The sequence below is a fragment of the Glycomyces halotolerans genome (assembly GCF_054779575.1).
On sequence record NZ_BAAGXZ010000034.1, the window covers coordinates 15,649 to 33,906 of the forward strand.

The 18,258-nt window shown below is 69.2% G+C and carries 15 protein-coding genes and 4 tRNA genes; 10 read left to right on the forward strand and 9 right to left on the reverse strand.

The window, feature by feature from the left end:
- Positions 1 to 9: 9 nt before the first annotated feature.
- The 3 genes from ACYVL2_RS19275 to ACYVL2_RS19285 form a co-directional block, all read right to left on the reverse strand.
- Entirely contained in the window at positions 10 to 1,194 is a 1,185-nt protein-coding gene (locus tag ACYVL2_RS19275; protein WP_460546392.1) for an acetate/propionate family kinase, read from the reverse strand.
- On the reverse strand, positions 1,191 to 3,257 hold the full coding sequence (gene pta, locus ACYVL2_RS19280; RefSeq protein WP_460546394.1) for a phosphate acetyltransferase: 2,067 nt from the start codon (positions 3,255 to 3,257) through the stop codon (positions 1,191 to 1,193). Before pta ends, ACYVL2_RS19275 begins: the two co-directional genes overlap by 4 nt.
- A gap of 71 nt (positions 3,258 to 3,328) precedes the next feature.
- Positions 3,329 to 4,468 (reverse strand): citrate synthase, encoded by a 1,140-nt coding sequence (locus ACYVL2_RS19285; protein ID WP_460546396.1) that lies wholly within the window; start codon positions 4,466 to 4,468, stop codon positions 3,329 to 3,331.
- A 199-nt stretch (positions 4,469 to 4,667) separates the two neighbouring features.
- On the opposite strand from ACYVL2_RS19285, the gene ACYVL2_RS19290 reads away from it, so the two are divergent.
- A complete protein-coding gene (locus ACYVL2_RS19290; protein WP_460546398.1) occupies positions 4,668 to 4,850 on the forward strand; it encodes a hypothetical protein in 183 nt (60 codons plus the stop codon).
- Positions 4,851 to 5,073: 223 nt separating this feature from the next.
- On the opposite strand, the gene ACYVL2_RS19295 is transcribed toward ACYVL2_RS19290, so the two are convergent.
- Positions 5,074 to 5,146, reverse strand: a tRNA-Gly gene (locus ACYVL2_RS19295).
- Positions 5,147 to 5,191: 45 nt separating this feature from the next.
- Entirely contained in the window at positions 5,192 to 5,890 is a 699-nt protein-coding gene (locus ACYVL2_RS19300; protein WP_460546400.1) for a GNAT family N-acetyltransferase, read from the reverse strand.
- Positions 5,891 to 5,997: 107 nt separating this feature from the next.
- On the opposite strand from ACYVL2_RS19300, the gene ACYVL2_RS19305 reads away from it, so the two are divergent.
- The 4 genes from ACYVL2_RS19305 (at position 5,998) to ACYVL2_RS19320 (ending at position 9,633) form a co-directional block, all read left to right on the forward strand.
- Positions 5,998 to 6,336 (forward strand): ArsR/SmtB family transcription factor, encoded by a 339-nt coding sequence (locus ACYVL2_RS19305; protein ID WP_460546403.1) that lies wholly within the window; start codon positions 5,998 to 6,000, stop codon positions 6,334 to 6,336.
- Entirely contained in the window at positions 6,333 to 6,578 is a 246-nt protein-coding gene (locus ACYVL2_RS19310; protein WP_460546405.1) for a hypothetical protein, read from the forward strand. The genes ACYVL2_RS19305 and ACYVL2_RS19310 overlap by 4 nt, the downstream gene beginning before the upstream one ends.
- Before the next feature lie 128 nt (positions 6,579 to 6,706).
- Positions 6,707 to 9,088, forward strand: coding sequence for a phosphoketolase family protein (locus ACYVL2_RS19315; protein WP_460546407.1), 2,382 nt, complete (start codon positions 6,707 to 6,709; stop codon positions 9,086 to 9,088).
- A gap of 77 nt (positions 9,089 to 9,165) precedes the next feature.
- On the forward strand, positions 9,166 to 9,633 hold the full coding sequence (locus ACYVL2_RS19320) for a DUF4188 domain-containing protein (protein WP_460546408.1): 468 nt from the start codon (positions 9,166 to 9,168) through the stop codon (positions 9,631 to 9,633).
- Between the two features lie 4 nt (positions 9,634 to 9,637).
- Here the strand turns inward: ACYVL2_RS19320 and ACYVL2_RS19325 are convergent, their stop codons facing one another.
- On the reverse strand, positions 9,638 to 10,612 hold the full coding sequence (locus ACYVL2_RS19325; protein WP_460546409.1) for a phosphotransferase family protein: 975 nt from the start codon (positions 10,610 to 10,612) through the stop codon (positions 9,638 to 9,640).
- 197 nt (positions 10,613 to 10,809) lie between these two features.
- Between ACYVL2_RS19325 and ACYVL2_RS19330 the strand changes: the two genes are divergently transcribed.
- On the forward strand, positions 10,810 to 11,262 hold the full coding sequence (locus ACYVL2_RS19330; RefSeq protein ID WP_460546411.1) for an Hsp20/alpha crystallin family protein: 453 nt from the start codon (positions 10,810 to 10,812) through the stop codon (positions 11,260 to 11,262).
- A 76-nt stretch (positions 11,263 to 11,338) separates the two neighbouring features.
- Here ACYVL2_RS19330 and ACYVL2_RS19335 read toward each other — a convergent pair.
- The 3 genes from ACYVL2_RS19335 to ACYVL2_RS19345 all read right to left on the reverse strand — a co-directional run bounded on the left by ACYVL2_RS19335 (position 11,339) and on the right by ACYVL2_RS19345 (position 11,632).
- Positions 11,339 to 11,412, reverse strand: a tRNA-Cys gene (locus tag ACYVL2_RS19335).
- 49 nt (positions 11,413 to 11,461) lie between these two features.
- Positions 11,462 to 11,533 (reverse strand) — tRNA-Val (locus ACYVL2_RS19340).
- Positions 11,534 to 11,559: 26 nt separating this feature from the next.
- Positions 11,560 to 11,632: transfer RNA gene (locus ACYVL2_RS19345), tRNA-Gly, on the reverse strand.
- 126 nt (positions 11,633 to 11,758) lie between these two features.
- Here ACYVL2_RS19345 and ACYVL2_RS19350 point away from each other — a divergent pair.
- The 4 genes from ACYVL2_RS19350 (at position 11,759) to ACYVL2_RS19365 (ending at position 18,160) form a co-directional block, all read left to right on the forward strand.
- Positions 11,759 to 14,092, forward strand: coding sequence for a Tex family protein (locus ACYVL2_RS19350; RefSeq protein WP_460546414.1), 2,334 nt, complete (start codon positions 11,759 to 11,761; stop codon positions 14,090 to 14,092).
- A 10-nt stretch (positions 14,093 to 14,102) separates the two neighbouring features.
- The gene (locus ACYVL2_RS19355) at positions 14,103 to 15,245 is read left to right on the forward strand and encodes a sensor histidine kinase (protein ID WP_460546416.1); all 1,143 of its coding nucleotides are present in this window, start codon (positions 14,103 to 14,105) and stop codon (positions 15,243 to 15,245) included.
- On the forward strand, positions 15,242 to 15,913 hold the full coding sequence (locus tag ACYVL2_RS19360; RefSeq protein ID WP_460546418.1) for a response regulator transcription factor: 672 nt from the start codon (positions 15,242 to 15,244) through the stop codon (positions 15,911 to 15,913). Before ACYVL2_RS19355 ends, ACYVL2_RS19360 begins: the two co-directional genes overlap by 4 nt.
- A gap of 108 nt (positions 15,914 to 16,021) precedes the next feature.
- The gene (locus tag ACYVL2_RS19365) at positions 16,022 to 18,160 is read left to right on the forward strand and encodes an MMPL family transporter (protein WP_460546420.1); all 2,139 of its coding nucleotides are present in this window, start codon (positions 16,022 to 16,024) and stop codon (positions 18,158 to 18,160) included.
- Positions 18,161 to 18,258: the final 98 nt, after the last annotated feature.

Here is an 18,258-nt window from a genome sequence, read left to right on the forward strand (position 1 = left end):
TTCGCGTGCTCAGGACCTGAGCAGCGCGGCGGTCTGGGCGGCGATCTCGCCTTCCTCGTTGGTCGGGACGACCATCGCGGTGATCGGCGAGTCCGAGGTGGTGATGATCGGGCCGCCGGCCTGGTTGGCGGCCTCGTCGAGCTGGATGCCGAGGGCGACGAGCGACTCGAGGGACTTCGCGCGCACTTCGGCGCTGTTCTCCCCCACTCCGGCGGTGAAGGCGACCGCGTCGGCGCCGCCCAGGGCGGCGATGTAGGCGCCGATGTACTTGCGGATCCGGTAGCAGTAGATCTGCAGGGCGGTCGCCGCTTCGGGGTCGCCGTGCCGGGCCGCCCGCTCGACGCCGCGCATGTCGATCATCCCGGTCAGGGCGTACATGCCCGACTCCTTGTTCAGGGCCGCGTCCAGCTCGTCGAACGAGGTGCCGGTCCGCCGGTGCATGTGGAAGACGATGGCCGGGTCGATGTCGCCCGAGCGGGTGCCCATGACCAGGCCTTCGAGCGGAGTCAGACCCATCGAGGTGTCGATCGACCGCCCGCGCTCGACGGCGGTGACGGAGGCGCCGTTGCCGAGGTGGGCGACGATGACGTTGACCTCCTTGGGGCTCTTGCCGAGCATTTCGGCGGCACGTCGGGCGACGTAGGCGTGGGAGGTGCCGTGGAAGCCGTAGCGGCGGACCCCGTGCGCTTCGCGCCACTCGCGCGGGACGGCGTACCGGTGCGCCCGCTCGGGGATCGTCGCGTGGAAAGCGGTGTCGAACACCGCGACCTGCGGGAGCTTCGGGAAGAGCTTGCGGGCGACCTGGATGCCTTCGAGGTTCGCCGGGTTGTGCAGGGGCGCCAGCGCGGCGAGGTCCCCGATGGCCCGCTCGACCTCGTCGTCGATGACGACCGGCTGCACGAACCGCTCGCCGCCGTGGACGACCCGGTGGGCGACGGCGATGAGGCCGGCCTTCGACAGCGCGGTCCCGTGCTCGTCGAAGGCGGTCACCACCGCCTCGAGTCCGGCCGCGTGGTCGGGAAGCCGCTCGTTCCAGGTGTGCTCGGCGTCCCCGTCGCGGTGGGTGATGACCGATTCGGACTGTCCGATGCGTTCGATGAGCCCCGAGACGGCGGCGGTCTCGGTCTCGGCGTCGACCAGCTGGTATTTGATCGAGGAGGATCCCGAGTTGATCACCAGGACCGGTGCGCTCATTGATGTCCTTCCGCTTGCGCCGCCTGAATGGCGGTGAGGGCGACGGTGTTGACGATGTCGGGGACGGTGGCGCCGCGGGACAGGTCGTTGACCGGCTTCCGGAGGCCTTGGAGGACCGGGCCGACGGCGATCGCGCCCGCGGAGCGCTGCACGGCCTTGTACAGGTTGTTGCCGGTGTTGAGGTCGGGGACGATGAAGACCGTGGCCTTGCCGGCCACCTGCGAGTCCGGCATCTTGGTGCCGGCGACCCCGGCGTCGGCGGCGGCGTCGTACTGGATGGGCCCTTCGATCGGCAGGTCGGGACGGCGGTCGCGGACGATCTCGGTGGCCTCGCGGACCTTCTCGACGGCTTCGCCGTGACCCGAGGAGCCGGTCGAGTACGAGAGCATCGCCACGCGCGGTTCCACGCCGAACTCGGTGGCGGTGTCGGCCGAGGATAGCGCGATGTCGGCCAGCTGCCGGGCGTCGGGGTCGGGGTTGACGGCGCAGTCGCCGTAGACGAGGACGCGGTCGGCCAGGCACATGAAGAACACCGAGGAGACCACGGCGACCCCCGGGAGGGTCTTGATGATCTCGAAGGACGGCCGGATGGTGTGGGCGGTGGTGTGGACGGCGCCGGAGACCATGCCGTCGGCCATGCCGGTGTGGACCATCATGGTGCCGAAGTAGGAGACGTCGGCGACGGTGTCGTAGGCGGCGTCGGCGGTGACGCCCTTGTGGGCGCGGAGCCTGGAGTACTCCTCGGCGAAGCGCTCGCGGATCTCGTGGTCGCCGGGGTTGAGGATCGAGACTCCCGCCAAGTCCACGCCGAGCTGCGCGGCCTGGGAGCGGATCTCGGACTCCTCGCCGAGGAGGGTCAGTTCGGCGACGTTCCTGCGGGTGAGGATCTCGGCGGCCTTGAGGATGCGCGGCTCGCCGCCTTCGGGGAGGACGATCCGCTTGTCGAGGCGCTTGGCGCGGCCGAGCATGGAGTGCTCGAACATGATCGGGGTGACCACGGTCGGTTTGGACAGGCGCAGGCGGTCGAGCAGGTCGTCGCCGTCGACGCCTTCGGCGAAGCCCTCCAGGGCGAGGGCGGCCTTGCGCTCGCCGCCGGCGGCGAGCGAGCCGGTGACGTCGCCGGCGAGGTTGGCCATGTCGAAGGTGTCGTGCCCGACCACGGCGATCGGCAGCCGCGAGTCGAGACCGGCGACGATCTGGAGGATCTGGGGCGGGGGCCGCATCCCGCCGGTGAGGAAGACCGCCGACAGCGACGGGACGCCTTCGGCGAGGTGGGCCGCGATGAGACCGAGCAGGACCTCCGAGCGGTCGCCGGGGAGGATGACGGCCTTGTCGTCGGCGAGGCGGGTGAGGAGGTTCGGCAGGGTCATGGCGGCGACGACCACGTCCCCGACGGTTCGGGTGAGGACCTCCGGGTCGCCGGAGATCAGCGTGGCGTCGGCGGCGTCGACGAGTTCGGCGACGGTGGGGGCGTTCAGCGCGGGGTCTTCGGCGATGACGCCGGTGCCGGGGTGGGCGTCCCGGACCGAGGCGACGATCGCGGGATCCACGCGGTTGACGATGGTGCCGAGGACGGTGGCGTGCGCGCCTTCGGCCTGCGCGACACCGAACCGCACCGCGGCGTCGATGTCGGCGGCGGTCTGCCGGTAGCCGGTGATGATCAGCAGCATCGGCGAGGCGAGGTTGACCGCCACCCGGGTGTTGTAGGTGAACTCGACCGAGGCGCCCACATCGGAGTAGTCGCTGCCGACGACGAGGACGACGTCGTGGCCCTCGGCCAGGGCGTGGTAGCGCTCGACGATCTCCGACAGGGCGGCGTCGGGGTCGTCGCGCACGTCGGAATAGGTGGCGCCGACCGAGCGCTCGTACGGGTCGGGAAGCCGGTAGTGGTCGCGCAGGAGGGTGATGATCGGGTCGCCTTCGAGCGTGTGATCGTCGCGGACGATCGGGCGGAAGACGGCGACCGAGCCGGCCCGCTTGGCGAGCAGGTCCATGACGCCGAAGGCGACGGCGGACTTGCCGCTGTTGGGGTCCAGGCTGGCGAGGTAGAGACTTTGAGCCACGGGACCAACGCTATCCACAGGGAAGGCGCCGCGCAGCCGATCTGCGCGGCGGCTCACCTGTGACGTCGGGATCAGCGCGGCTCGTCGGGGACCGGCTGCGGCGGCGGGGCGCCGACGTACTTGGCGCGCGGTCGAATGATCTTCGAGTCGCGTGCCTGCTCAAGGATATTGGCGCTCCAGCCGACGACGCGGCTGGTGGTGAAGGTGGGAGTGAACATCTGGCGCGGCACGCCGGCGAGCTCCATGACGACGCCGGCGTAGAACTCCACGTTGGTGTAGAGCTTGCGGCCGGGCTTGACTTCGGCGAGGATCTCGACGACGCGGCGTTCGACGGTCTTGGCGAACTCGACGATATCCCCGTCGAGCTGGTCGGCGACATCGCGAAGATGGTTCGACCGGGGGTCGTCGGTCTTGTAGACGGCGTGGCCGAAGCCCATGATGCGGCGCCCGGCCTCGAGCTCGGTGCGGATCCAGTTGTCGATGTTGTCCACCGAACCGATGCCGTCGAGCGCGTCGAGGGCGCGGGAGGGGGCTCCGCCGTGGAGGGGGCCGGAGAGCGCGCCGATCGCACCGACAAGGGCCGCACCGAGATCGGCTCCGGTGGAGGCGATGACGCGGCTGGTGAACGTCGAGGCGTTGAAGCCGTGGTCGACGGTGAGGATCAGGTAGTGCTCGATGGCGCGGGCGTTGGCCTCACTGGGGACCTCGCCGGTCATCATGTACAGGTAGTTGGCGGCGTAGCCGAGGTCGTCTCGCGGCTGGAGCGGCTCGGCCCCCTGGCTGAGCCTCCACAGTGCGGTGAGGATGGCCGGCGTTACGGCGCTGGCGAAGAGCGCGTCGTCGCGGCGGGCGTCCTCGTCGATGTCGAGCAGCGGCCGCATGGGACGGGCGGCGCAGGCGGCGGACAGGGCGGTGCGGAGGCCGTCGAGCGGCGCGGTGTCCTTCAGGTGCGGCAGCAGGTCGAGCAGTTCGGGGGTGAGTCGGCGGTGGGGGGCGACGGCGGCTTTGAACTCGGCGAGGCGCTCGGCGGACGGCAGCTCGCCGAACAGCATCAGGTGCCAGACCTGCTCGAACGAGCAGCGCTCGGCCAGTTCGACGGCGTTGTACTGCCGGTAGTGGTAGAAGCCCTCTTCGCCTCGGACGTCGCCGATCTCGGTCTCGGCGACGATGACGCGGTCAAGGCCTCGGGGAACTTCGATGAAATCGGTCATGGCGTCTCCCGTCGATGGCGAAGCTTGCGAGCCATAAGTCTGCACTGCTTGGTTCGGGCCGGTTCTTGGTGCCGAAGACTAGTGCCCGCGGCCGGGGGTGGTGGCACAGCGGTGGGGGGCTGTGTCACCTCTCATGCGTTTCGCGCCTTTCTGGCACGATGTCATCAGACGGTTGCCCCCTGACATGATTGGTCTTCAGATGGACGAAGGTTTGAACGCCGCCCCCGGCGTCGTAGTCGGAATCCTGCTCATCCTCGCCGCGATCATGTGGTTCTCCCCCGGCGCGCGGCACAAGTTCCGGAAGGCCACGCTGTGGCTGGTGGTCGCGGCCGTGGCGACCATCATCATCTTCGGTTATCTGGGAGCCGGTCAGCAGAACTGACCGATTCGGCCTCGTTCCCGGTCGAGTCCCACGAAAAAGCCCTGCGCCCGGGCCGGGCTTCGGAGCGGTCGACCGGGATCGAACCGGCGACCTGCACCTTGGCAAGGTGTCGCACCAGCACGAAGTGCTGCCAAAAACACAGCCAACTGCGCTACCTCCGCAGCCACCCACCAAGAGCACCGCCCGACCACGAAAAAAGCCCGGCACTCAGGCCGGGCATCGGAGCGGACGACCGGGATCGAACCGGCGACCTACACCTTGGCAAGGTGTCGCGCTACCAACTGCGCTACGTCCGCACTTCGCGGGTTTCCCCGCGAGCCGTGACTACTTTAGCGCATCATTCAGCGATTGTTCAGGGGGCCTTCGGCCGTGTCGGCTACCGATTCCTTCGGCTTCCCGAGCCCGATCATCTCCAGCGCGGCCTCGTCCAAGCCCTCTACCGCCACCTCGTGGCGGCGGTGGGCATCCCAGTCCTCGCGGCTCAGCCGCCAGCGCCGGTCGAGCCTGCGCTCGCCCTGCACGACGTGGAATTCGATCCCGTCGCTCCGGTACCCGAGCTTGCGCGAGACGCCCGCCGAGGCGTCGTTGCCGTCGAAGGACGCGCTGGTGGCCCACTCGGCTCCGAGTCCCGCGAAGGCAAGGTGCAGGACCGCGGCACGCATCTCGGTGCCGATGCCTCTGCCGTGGTAGGCGATGCCGATCCACGAACCGGTGTTGACTTCGCGGGAGGTCGCGAACTTCTCGGCGTAGAGGTCCTGGACGCCGATCGGCCGACCCTCGTAGAAGACGACGAACGGCAGGGTCCAGTCGTCGGTCTCCCACCGTCCGATCGCGCGGTGGTACCAGAGCGCGACGCTGCGCCCGCGTTCGGCCGGAGCCACGTCGGTCCAGGGGTACAGGAACGGCATGAAGTCCGGGTCGTGGACGCCCTCGACCGCCACGTCCGCGAGCGCGGCGAGTTCGTCGAGGTCGGGCAGGCGCAGCTCCAGCCGCTCGGTCCGCAAGCGGAGCCGGTAGATCGGGAGGTGGTCGGCGATCATGTCCCGATTCTTCCGGTGATGTGCGTTACGGGCAATCGAATAAGCCGGGGTTGCAGCCTGTCCTGTCATGTGTAAGACTTTTCTTACACGTAATAGGGATGGTTGATATGGACTCGGAGGACCTGACCGGCGCGGAACTGCTCAACGCCCTCGCGGCTTTGGCCAATCCGCATCGACTGCGCATCATCGGAGCGCTCGCCGACGGCCGGCAGTACGTGAGCCTGCTCGCCCGGCAGCTCGGCATGAGCCGTCCGCTGCTGCACATGCACCTCCAGAAACTGCAGGCCGCGGGCCTTGTCAAAGGCGAACTGGAACTGTCCGAGAGCGGCAAGGCCGTCAAGTACTTCGAGGCGACGCCGTTCTCCTTCCGCATCGACCCGCAAGCCATCAATGCGATCACGCCGTCTCTGCCCGAGACGGGCCAAGGAAAGGAAACCGACCGATGACCGACGCCCATGCCGGAATGCTGTTCGCCTTCGGGGTGCTGCTGCTCGTCACCGCCGTCATCATCGCGGCGATCATCTGGGCCGCCTCCACCTCCAAGGCCAAGGCCTCCGCCGCCCGCGAGGCCAACTACCGGGAGCTCGCCGAGAAGGCCGGCCTCGACTCCGCCGAGATCAAAGCGTCGCTCTCAGAGATCAAGGGGCGCCTGGCCGCGGTGGAGCGAATGCTCAAGGAGGTCGACTGAGGATCCTCAGCCCGTTGCGGGCCGGCTCGGGCGCCGGTCCGCGCCCGGAGGCCCCGCGGGCCTGAGGGGCGCGAGCAATTCGCACGAACCGACTGAACCGACGCGGCGAATGCGGCAGTCTCGGGTCCATGAGCGATACCGACGCCACTCTCGAGACCAGTCCACTGTCAGCGGACGAACTTGAACGGATCGACGCCTACTGGCGTGCCGCCAACTACCTCACCGTCGGACAGATCTACCTGCTCGACAACCCGCTGCTGCGCGAGCCACTCCGCCCCGAGCACATCAAGCCCCGCCTGCTCGGCCACTGGGGCACCAGCCCCGGCCTGAGCCTCGTCTACGCCCACCTCAACCGGTGCATCAAGGCCCGCGACCTCGAGATGATCTACGTGACCGGACCGGGCCACGGCGGCCCGGCCATCGTCGCCAACACGTGGCTGGAGGGCACCTTTCCCGAGCTGTACCAGTCGGTCGACCACTCCGAGCGCGGCATGCGGCGGCTCTTCCGCCAGTTCTCCTTTCCGGGAGGCATCCCCTCCCACGTCGCGCCGCAGGTGCCCGGTTCGATCCATGAAGGCGGCGAGCTCGGCTACGCGCTCGCCCACGCCTACGGCGCGGCGTTCGACAATCCCGACCTGACCGTCGCCTGCGTCGTCGGCGACGGCGAGGCCGAGACCGGTGCCCTGGCCGGTTCGTGGATGTCGAACGTGTTCCTCAACCCGGTCTCGGACGGGACGGTCCTGCCGATCCTGCACCTGAACGGCTACAAGATCGCGAATCCGACCATGCTCGACCGCATCTCGGACGAGGACCGGGTCTCGTTCTTCCGCGGCTGCGGCTACGAGCCGCACCTGGTGGAGGGCGACGATCCGGTCGGCGTCCACCGTCGGTTGGCGGCCACACTCGACTCCTGCTTCGACCGGATCGACCGGATCCGCTCCGAGGCGCGGGAGCGGCCGTCCAATCCGCCGCGGCCGCGCTGGCCGATGATCGTGCTGCGGACGCCCAAGGGCTGGACCGGACCCGAAGCGGTCGACGGGGTACCGGTGGAGGGCACGTGGCGGGCGCACCAGGTGCCGCTGGCGCACGTCCGCGACAACCCGGAGCACCTGGCGGCGCTCGAGTCGTGGATGCGCTCGTACCGGCCGGAGGAGCTGTTCGACGCCACCGGCGCTCCGGTGCCGGAGCTTCGGGCGCTGTGCCCTGAGGGCACGGCCCGGATGAGCGCGAGCCCGCACGCCAACGGCGGACTGGTGCTGCGCGACCTGATCCTGCCGGACTACCGGGACTACGGCGTCGAGGTCGAAGGCCACGGCAGGACCGTGGCCGAGGCGACCAGGACGCTGGGCGGGTGGCTGCGCGACGTCATGTCGGCCAATCCGGACCGGTTCCGCCTGTTCGGGCCCGACGAGGTCGAGTCGAACCGCCTCGGCGCGGCCTTCGAGGTCACCGACCGGCAGTACGCGGCCGAGATCTATCCGACGGACGAGCATCAGGCGCCGCAGGGGAGGGTCATGGAGGTGCTCTCGGAGCACCTGTGCGAGGGCTGGCTGGAGGGCTACCTCCTCACCGGCCGGCACGGCCTGTTCACCTCGTACGAGGCGTTCATCCACATCGTCGACTCGATGTTCAACCAGCACGCCAAGTGGCTGGAGTCGTGCAACGAGATCCCGTGGCGTCGGCCGATCTCCTCGCTGAACTACCTGCTGTCGAGCCACGTCTGGCGCCAGGACCACAACGGCTTCTCGCACCAGGACCCCGGGTTCATCGATCTGGTGATGAACAAGAAGGCCGACGTGGTGCGCGTGTACCTGCCGCCGGACGCGAACACGCTGCTGTCGACGATGGACCACTGCCTGCGGTCGCGCCAGTATGTGAACGTGGTGGTCGCCGGCAAGCAGCCGAGTCTGCAGTACACCGACATGGACGAGGCCGTCCGCCACTGCGAGCGCGGCGTCGGCATCTGGGAGTGGGCTTCCACCGACGACGGCGCCTCGCCGGACGTGGTGCTCGCCTGCGCCGGCGACATCCCGACGCTCGAGGTCCTCGCCGCGGCCGACCTGCTGCGGCGGCACCTGCCGGATCTGCGGGTCCGGGTGGTCAACGTGGTCGACCTGATGCGGCTCCAGCCCGACACCGAGCATCCGCACGGTCTGGGCGACCGGCAGTTCGACACGATCTTCACCACCGACAAGCCGGTGATGTTCGCCTATCACGGCTACCCGATGCTCATCCACCGCCTGACCTACCGGCGCACCAACCACCGCAACATCCACGTGCGAGGGTACAAAGAGGAGGGGACGACGACCACGCCGTTCGACATGGTGATGCTCAACGACCTCGACCGCTTCCGGCTGGTCATCGACGTCATCGACCGCGTGCCGGGGCTGGGCCAGAACGCGGCCCGGCTGCGTCAGCAGATGGTCGACCGCCGTCATGAGGCGCGGGCATACACCAGGACCCACGGGACCGACCTGCCCGAGGTCGCCGAATGGGCGTGGCCCGAGTAGACCTTTCGCCGCAAAGTGAACAAGCCTCGCTAACCTGGAGTGAAGGTGTCCCACCGCTCCCCCTGGAGGCCAGGCAAGTGGCGAACGTACAGCCCGGGCGCGTCGTGGTCGACTACGACGAGGACCTCGTCGTCTTCACCGTCGGCATGCGCATCAACAGGCTCTGGAAGATCAACAAGTGGTGGCCGGTCTTCACCGCCGTGCCGCGGATGCTCCGGCAGCTGGCCGCCGATCCCGAACTGGGACTGCTGGACTCGCGGACGATGATCGGCGGGCGGGTGATCATGGTCGTCCAGTACTGGCGGAGCGCCGACCATCTCGAGCGGTTCGCCCACTCCCCCGACCACGCGCACCGCGGGTTCTGGAAGTGGTTCAACGGCAATGTCAAGGACAACGGGGACGTGGGCCTGTGGCACGAGCTCTACGAGGTCCCGGCCGGCGCTTGGGAGACCTCGTACATCAACATGCCGACGTACGGACTCGCCAAGGCCACGGCGAAGAGGGCCGCGAGCCGGACCAGTCCCGAGGACCACGAACCGGCTTGAGGCCCTAGCCGTCCAGGATCGCCAGGTCCCTGACGAGGTTCTCGGTCGCCCACTTCACCTGGGACTCGGTCTGCTGCGCGTCGAATCCGCGGACGGCGGTCTCGGCGGTCAGGATCAGCCAGAGGTACACGCGGTAGAGGCACAACCGCCGCGCCTCGGCATCGGTCAGCTCGCGGCCGAGGTAGCCGTCGAGCACGGCAGCGGTCTCCTCCGGCGGCGTGAACTGCAGTGACACCAGCTCGGCGATCGGGTCGGCGTAGATGGCGCGCTCACCGTCGATGAAGCCCTCGACCTCCCATCCGGAGCCGGTCTTCTCCACGAACACGTTGCCGTCCCACAGGTCGAAGTGGACCAGCGCGGGCCGGGTCACCTCGTCGAGCAGTTCGCCGTGGGAGGCGACGAGCCGCCCGATCTCGGCCGCGGGGCGCGGCAGCTCGATGCCGTGGTCGATATTGTCGGCGACGACGTCGTCGAACATGGTCAAGAAGGACTCGCTCCAGGAGCGGGACCAGGTGTGCCGATCCTTGCGCGGGTAGCCGAACCATTCGCCTTCGACGGTGTTGATCAGCGCGCCGAGCTCGCCCAGGCGCCGGCGGAGGGCGAGGCGTTCGTCATCGGACATCAGCTCTTTGGCCTTGGGCAGCGAGAGGCCTTCGAGGCGGTCCATGATCATGACGCCGCCTTCCGCGTCGCCGTGCCACAGCTTCGGCATCGGCACGCCCGCGGCGGTGGCGCGCTCGAAGAACTCGATCTCGGTCGCCATGAGGTCGACTTCGTATCGGAGCAGCTTCAGGTCGCGGTCCGGCGCGACCTTCACGACCAGTGCTCTGCCGTCGCGCAGGCCCACGGCGTGGGCGGCGTTGAAGAAGCCGTCGGTGAACTCCTCGTGGGAGACGAATTCGAGGTCGGCACCGAGTCGTTCGCGCACGAGGCGTTCAACGTCGGGGCGGTGCAGTACGGGGCGGACGGCGACTTCCATGCGGCGATTCTCGTCGGTCGGGAGCGATTCGGCAAGAGCGTTTGCCGAAGGCGGGGCGAGGCAACAGGTGGCGCATCCGCAGCGATCACCGTAGTGACGTGCATCACGTCAGAAATAATTCACGGCCGCCGATCGTCGGTACTTGCGTTAGCACTCTCAAGGCGAGAGTGCTAATCGAAAGGAAGGAGACAGCCGCTATGATCGTTCGCTACCAGCACCCCTTCGCAGCGTTCCGGCAGCTCGACCGCGAATTCGAGCGCCTCGTCCGGCTCGGCTTCGGCCGCGCCGCCACCGAGTCCTCCCCCGAGGCGGACGTCTACACCGAAGGCGCCGACCTGCTCTTCACCGTGGCCGTTCCCGGCGTGAGCGCCGAGGACGTCACAGTGACCCTGGAGGGCCGTCGCCTCACGATCGAGGCCGAGCGCCGCGAGCGGGAGACCGCCGAAGGCGACCGGTACCTGGTCCGCGGGCTCACCGCCGCCACGTACCGGCGGGTCTTCACCGTCCCCGAGGGGGTCGACGAATCGAAGGTGAGCGCCGAGGTCGCCGACGGCCTGCTGACCGTCCGCGTCGCCGACGCGGTCCGGCCCGAGCCGCAGCCGAAGGAGATCCCGGTCAAGGGCGTTCGCCCCGCGATCGAATCGGAGTAGTTCGCACGCAACGAACCAGCCCTGGAACCTCGGGTTCCAGGGCTGTTCTTCGTCTGAGTCACGGACCTCGGTCCGGTGGAGGTGGGTACGGGATTCGAACCCGTGTATACGGCTTTGCAGGCCGCTGCCTCGCCTCTCGGCCAACCCACCCTGAAGTGAAGCGAGCCCGGGTCTTGCCGACCCGGGCCCCTGCTTGCTGTGGACGATACTGGGATTGAACCAGTGACCTCTCCCGTGTCAGGGGAGTGCTCTCCCGCTGAGCTAATCGTCCCTGATGGCGCCACTTCGCGGGCTCCGAGCGGACGACCGGGATCGAACCGGCGACCTACACCTTGGCAAGGTGTCGCGCTACCAACTGCGCTACGTCCGCATGTCTTCAGGGGGTTTCTTCGTTGCCCCCGGCGACGGGATAGAACTTTATCGCATGCCCGCCGAAGCGTCCACCGGGGGTCGCCCAGGGCGGCTTCGGGCACCGTTGTCGCAGCACTCTGGCAGAATGCCGACCGTGGCTCAAGCTATCGATCAACGCATCGCCGAGGAACTCTCGGTCGGCGCTCACCAAGTCCGCGCCGCCGTCGCACTGCTCGACGACGGCTCCACCGTCCCCTTCGTCGCCCGGTACCGCAAGGAGGCGACCGGCGGCCTCTCCGACGAGCAGCTCCGCACGCTCGAGGAGCGGCTCGGCTACCTGCGGGAACTGGAGGCCAGGCGCGCCTCGGTCCTCGAGTCGATCAAGGAGCAGGGCAAGCTGACCGAGGACCTGGCCGCGCAGATCGAAGCCGCCGACACCAAGGCCAGGCTCGAGGACCTCTACGCCCCGTTCAAGCGGAAGCGGCGCACCAAGGCCCAGATCGCGCGCGAGGCCGGCCTGGAGCCGCTCGCCGACGCGCTCCTGAGCGACCCGACCCAGGACCCCGAGACCGCCGCGGCGGCCTACCTCAACCCCGAGGCGGAGATGAACGACACCGCCGCGGCCCTCGCCGGAGCGCGGGCGATCCTCACCGAGCGGTTCTCCGAGGACGCCGACCTCATCGGCGAGCTGCGCGAACGCATGTGGCGGCTCGGCAGGCTCGTCTCGAAGGTCCGCGCCGGCGCCGAAGAGAAGGGCGCCAAGTTCTCCGACTACTTCGACTTCGCCGAGACGTTCACCACTCTTCCGTCCCACCGGGTGCTGGCGCTCATGCGCGGCGAGAAAGAAGAAGCTCTTTCGCTCACGCTGGAACCGGGCGAGGACGAGGCCGACTCCGCCGACTACGAGGCGATGATCGCCGCGAAGTTCGGCGTCCAGGACGCCGGACGGGCGGCCGACGCGTGGCTGGCCAAGACCGTCTCCTGGGCCTGGCGCACCCGCATCCTCGTCAAACTCGGTGTCGACCTGCGGATGCGCCTGTGGCAGCGCGCCGAAGACGAGGCCGTCAAGGTCTTCGCGGCGAACCTCAAGGACCTCCTCCTGGCCGCCCCGGCCGGCCCCAAGACCGTGATGGGCCTCGACCCGGCCTACCGGACCGGCGTCAAAGTCGCCGTGGTCGACCCCACCGGGAAGGTCCTCGACACCGCCGCGATCTACCCGCATCAGCCGCAGAACCAGTGGGACGCCTCGCTGGCCACGCTGGCGTCGCTGGTGAAGCGGCACGGCGTCGAACTCATCGCGATCGGCAACGGCACCGCCTCCCGCGAAACCGACAAGCTCGCGGGCGAGCTGGTCAAGGCCATGGCCGGCACGGCCGCGCTGTCGAAGCTGGTCGTCTCCGAGGCCGGAGCGTCGGTGTACTCCGCTTCGGCGTACGCCACCAAGGAACTGCCCGGCCTGGACGTGTCCCTGCGCGGCGCCGTCTCGATCGCCAGGCGCCTCCAGGATCCCCTCGCCGAGCTGGTGAAGATCGGACCCAAGCACATCGGCGTCGGCCAGTACCAGCACGACCTCACTGAGGCGAAACTCACCAAATCCCTTGAGGCCGTAGTCGAAGACGCCGTGAACGCCGTCGGCGTGGACCTCAACACCGCCAGCGTGCCGCTGCTGGCGCAAGTCTCCGGACTCAGCGAGTCGGTGGCCGCCAACATCGTGGCCTGGCGCGACGAGCACGGCCGGTTCGCCGACCGGAAGGACCTGCTCAACGTCTCCAGGCTCGGCCCCAAGGCCTTCGAGCAGGCCGCCGGCTTCCTCCGCGTCCCCGGTGGCTCGAACCCGCTCGACGCATCCGCGGTGCACCCCGAGGCCTACCCGGTCGTCGAGCGGATCCTCGCCGGCACCGGACAGGGCATCAAGGGCCTCATCGGCAACACCGCCACCCTGCGCAAACTCAAGCCCGGCGACTTCGCCGACGACCGCTTCGGCGTCCCGACCGTCTCCGACATCCTCGCCGAGCTGGAGAAGCCCGGCCGCGACCCGCGTCCCGAGTTCAAGGCCGCGGCGTTCAAGGAGGGCGTCGAGAAGCTCAGCGACCTCGAACCGGGCATGATCCTGGAGGGCGCGGTCACCAACGTCGCCGCCTTCGGCGCCTTCGTGGACGTCGGCGTGCACCAGGACGGGCTGGTCCACATCTCGGCGCTGGCGAACCGCTATGTCGACGACCCGCGCGAGGTCGTCAAGCCCGGCGACGTGGTGCGCGTCAAAGTGCTCTCTGTGGACGTCCCGCGCCAGCGCATCTCCCTGTCGATGCGGCTCGACGACGACGCCGAATCCGGTGGCGGCAGGAGCGCGGGCGGCGGAGGAGGCCGCAAGGGAGGCAAGGGCGCCAAGAGCGGCGGGCCCCGCCAGCGCGGCGGCCAGTCGCAGCAGCCGCAGAGCGCGATGGCCGAGGCGCTGAGACGCGCCGGGCTGACGCAATAGGCTGGAGCACGTGCTCGACCGATTCTCGGACCGCACCGGCGATCTCATCGTCGGGCTCGTCACCGCCTTCGTCATCCTGGTGTGGACCGGCGTGGACGTGGCGCTGCGCGAGCAGGATCCGATGGGGCTCTCCGAGCCGATAGCGTGGGCGATGGTGGTGATCGCGATCGCCGCGCTGTTCCTGCGCAGTTCGTACCCGCTGGCGGTCACGCTCGTGACCTGGTTGTGCACCATGGTGTACTACCCGGCCTCGGCGATCGACGGGCCGATGCTGCTGGCCTTCGTGATCGCGCTGTATACGCTCGCTGCCCTGGGCAGGACGGTCGCGGCGAGCGTCATCGGCGCGCTCACCTTCGTCCTGATCCTCGTCTCGGAGATCGCGTCCGATTTCCAGCACATGAGCGAGGGAGAGTCGCTGCTGCTGTCGGGCTGGATCGTGGCGATCGTCGCGATCGGCACGGTGGTGGCCCACTACCGGCGCTACCGGGCCGGGATGGAGGCCGCCTTGGTGGAGGGGCAGCGGCGCAGCGTGGCCGAGGAGCGGCTGCGGATCGCCCGGGAGCTGCACGACGCGGTGGGGCACCACTTGTCGCTCATCAACGTGCAGTCGGCGGCGGCGCTCCGCAAGCTGAAGAAGGATCCGGCGTATCCGACGCGGGAGACGCTCGAGGTCGTCGCCGACACCAGTCGGCTCTCGCTGCGGGAGCTGCGTTCGATGGTCGGGGTGCTGCGGGAGGCGGGCGAGGACTCCCCCACCGGTCCGGGCCCCAGTCTCGAGCAGCTCCAGTCACTGGTCGACGCGGCGCGCTCGTCGGACCTGGAGGTCCACCTGCGCATGGACGGTCACGCCGAGCTCCCCGCGGCGGTCGACGCGGCGGCGTTCAGGGTGCTGCAGGAGGCGCTGACGAACGTGGTCCGGCACGCCGGCGCCCGGCGCGTGTGGATCAACGTGGTCATCGGGACCTCGACGCTGGCGGTCAAGGTCGTCGACGACGGCGCCGCGCAGTTCAAGGGCGGGAAGGTCGTCGCGGGCAACGGCCTGACCGGGATGCGCGAGCGGGCCGAGAGTCTCGGCGGTACCTTCGACGCGGGGCCGCGCGAGGACGGCGGCTTCTTCGTCGAGGCGACGTGGCCCTTGGAGGTGCGGGCATGATCAGAGTGATGCTGGTCGACGACCAGCGGCTGGTGCGGGCCGGTTTCGCCTCCATCCTCGGCGACGAGGACGGCATCGAGATCGTCGGCGAGGCCGGCGACGGCGCCGAAGCGCTCGAGGCGATCAGGCGGCACCGGCCCGATGTGGTGCTCATGGACATCCGCATGCCCGGTCTGGACGGGCTGGAGGCGACCGAGCGGATCGGCGCCGATCCGAGGCTGGAGGGCGTCAGGGTGATCATCTTGACGACCTTCGACGAGGACGACTACGTCTATCGGGCGCTGCGGGCGGGCGCGAGCGGCTTTCTGGTGAAGGACACCGACCCCGACGAGCTGGTGCACGCCGTCGAGGTGGTGGCGGAGGGCGAGGCGCTGATCTCGCCGAAGATCACGCGCCGGCTCATCGGCGAGTTCGCCGGCCGGGTGGCCCGGCCCGAGCCGAGTCCGGCGCTGAGCGCGCTGACCGAGCGGGAGACCGAGGTGCTCAAGCTGGTGGCCACCGGGATGAGCAACGACGAGATCGCCGCGGCGCTGTACTTGGCGCCGGCGACGGCGAAGACGCACGTCAGCCGCATCATGTCGAAGCTGTCGGCGCGGGACCGCGCGCAGTTGGTCGTCACCGCCTACGAGTCGGGACTGGTGCGCCCTACGTGGACCGACGGCGATTGATGCTACCGGGGGCGTACGTCGTCGAGCGCGCCTGACGCCTGAGGCGTATGCCGATTGCCGCTGCCGAGCCGATGCGGGAGTGCCTCTGGCGCGGCGATAGTCGCTGACATGGAACCACGACTCAACTCTTTGCAGCCGCCCTCGGCGATGGCCCGGCTCGCCGAATGGACGCAGCGACGCCCGGTCGTCGCCCTGCTGGCCTGGATCGTCGTGTTCGCCGGGGCGATCGGCGCCTCGGCGGCGGTCGGCTCGGCGTACGAGGACGACCTGTCGATACCCGGCACCGAGTCTCAGGAGCTGTCCGACTTGCTCGACGAGCGCGCGCCCGAGGCCAACGCCACGTCGATCCAGCTGGTCTTCAGCGACGAGGACGGCGTCGCCTCCGAGCAGGCCAGGATCGAGTCGCTGCTCGGCGAGCTGTCCGACATGCCGGGCGTGACCGAGTTCGACGACCCGTTCGCCGGTCGCGGGGCGATCTCGGAGGACGGCACCGTCGGCTACGCGACGGCCGGGTTCGAGGGTTCGACCGAGGAGGTCGAGGGGCTGCTCGAGGTGACCGAGGAGGCCTCCGGCGACGGGCTGACGGTCGCACTCGGCGGTGATCCGGTCCGCGAGGCCGAAGAAGGCGAGGGCGGGGCCGCCGAGGGGGTCGGCATGCTCGCCGCGCTGGTGATCCTCGTGCTCATGTTCGGTTCGCTGCTGGCCGCCAGTCTGCCGCTGATCACCGCGGTGTTCGCGGTCGGCATCACGTTCTGCCTGTCGATGCCGGTCTCGCACGCGGTGACGCTGCCGACGTATCTGACGCCGATCATGTTCCTGGTGGGACTGGGCGTCGGCATCGACTACGCGCTGCTGATCTTCGCGCGGTACCGGTCGGAGCTGCTGGCGGGGGCGAACCGCAAGGGCGCGACGGCGGTCGCGCTCGACACCGCCGGTCGGTCGGTGCTGTTCGCCGGGACCGTGGTGATCGTGGCGCTGATCGGCCTGTACGCGCTGGGGCTCGGTTCACTGCAGTCGGTCGCGATCGCCGTGGCCTTGGTGGTGCTGGTGACGATGGTCGCCTCGGTGACGCTGCTGCCGTCGCTGTTGGCGCTGTTCGGCAAGCGGATCGAGAAGCGGGTGCGAGGGCACGCGGCCAAGGCGAAGCGGGCGCCCGGGCTGCGGTGGAACGCGTGGTCGCGGTTCGTGGAGAAGCGGGCCTGGGTCGCGCTCGTGGTGGTCTTGGCGGGCCTGTTGGCGCTGTCGGGGCCGCTCGCGGGCCTGAGGCTCGGCTTCGCCGACGCCGGCACGGAGTCGGAGGACCTCCAGAGCCGCCAGGCCTACGACATGCTCGCCGAGGGGTTCGGTCCGGGCTTCAACGGTCCCTTGATGGTCGTCACCGACGGCTCTCAGGCCGAAGCCGAATCCGCCGTCGAGGCTATGGACGGTGTGGAGGGCGTCGCGCAGGTCTCGCCGGCGTTCCAGATCGGCGAGGGACTGTGGATGTCGACGGTGGTCGGCACCGCCGGACCGTCCGATGAGGCGACGGTGGAGCTGGTGCACGAGCTTCGGGACGAGGTTCTCGACGAGGTGCCGGGCACGCAGCTGGTCGGCGGTTCGACGGCCGCGTCGATCGACTTCTCGAACCTCATCGAGGGCCGGGCGCCGCTGTTCCTGCTGTTGGTGGTGGGCCTGTCGATGCTGCTGCTGACGGTGGTGTTCCGCTCGATCCTCATCCCGGTCAAGGCCGCGGTCCTGAACCTGCTCACGATCGGCGCCTCACTGGGTGTGGTGACCTGGATCTTCCAGGAGGGCGTGTTCGGGATCCAGCCGGGGCCGGTGGAGGCGTTCGTGCCGGTGATGCTGTTCGCGATCATCTTCGGGCTGTCGATGGACTACGAGGTCTTCCTGGTCTCGCGGATGCGCGAGGAGTGGGTGCGCGGCGGCGATCCGATCGAGGCCGTCCGGAAGGGCCTGGCGTCGACCGGCGGGGTCATCACCGCCGCGGCGGCGATCATGATCGCGGTGTTCGGGGCGTTCATCCTCAACGACGCGCGGCTGCTGCAGCAGTTCGGGATCGGCATGGCCACGGCCATCTTCATCGACGCGATCGTGATCCGCTGCCTGCTGGTTCCGGCGATCATGAAGATCCTGGGTGCCTCGGCCTGGTGGATGCCGCGGTGGCTCGACCGGGTCCTGCCGCACGTGACCGTGGAGCTCGAGCCGGAGCACCGGGAAGCGCGGAGAGAACCGGCCGCGGCCCGCTGACGGCCGCGCGTCAGTGCGCCAACCCGAGGTATCTGGCCGCGGCGTATTCGACTTGCTCCATGTCCTCTTGGCCGAGGAAGTCGACAAGGCCGCCGGTG

Coding starts and splice junctions, on each gene's coding strand:
- ACYVL2_RS19300 (WP_460546400.1), bottom strand. CDS start 5,890: ATGATCGCCGACCACCTCCCGATCTACCGGCTCCGCTTGCGGACCGAG.
- ACYVL2_RS19330 (WP_460546411.1), top strand. CDS start 10,810: ATGATCGTTCGCTACCAGCACCCCTTCGCAGCGTTCCGGCAGCTCGAC.
- ACYVL2_RS19315 (WP_460546407.1), top strand. CDS start 6,707: ATGAGCGATACCGACGCCACTCTCGAGACCAGTCCACTGTCAGCGGAC.
- ACYVL2_RS19310 (WP_460546405.1), top strand. CDS start 6,333: ATGACCGACGCCCATGCCGGAATGCTGTTCGCCTTCGGGGTGCTGCTG.
- ACYVL2_RS19365 (WP_460546420.1), top strand. CDS start 16,022: ATGGAACCACGACTCAACTCTTTGCAGCCGCCCTCGGCGATGGCCCGG.
- ACYVL2_RS19285 (WP_460546396.1), bottom strand. CDS start 4,468: ATGACCGATTTCATCGAAGTTCCCCGAGGCCTTGACCGCGTCATCGTC.
- ACYVL2_RS19325 (WP_460546409.1), bottom strand. CDS start 10,612: ATGGAAGTCGCCGTCCGCCCCGTACTGCACCGCCCCGACGTTGAACGC.
- ACYVL2_RS19290 (WP_460546398.1), top strand. CDS start 4,668: ATGGACGAAGGTTTGAACGCCGCCCCCGGCGTCGTAGTCGGAATCCTG.
- ACYVL2_RS19305 (WP_460546403.1), top strand. CDS start 5,998: ATGGACTCGGAGGACCTGACCGGCGCGGAACTGCTCAACGCCCTCGCG.
- ACYVL2_RS19350 (WP_460546414.1), top strand. CDS start 11,759: ATGCCGACCGTGGCTCAAGCTATCGATCAACGCATCGCCGAGGAACTC.
- ACYVL2_RS19275 (WP_460546392.1), bottom strand. CDS start 1,194: ATGAGCGCACCGGTCCTGGTGATCAACTCGGGATCCTCCTCGATCAAA.
- ACYVL2_RS19360 (WP_460546418.1), top strand. CDS start 15,242: ATGATCAGAGTGATGCTGGTCGACGACCAGCGGCTGGTGCGGGCCGGT.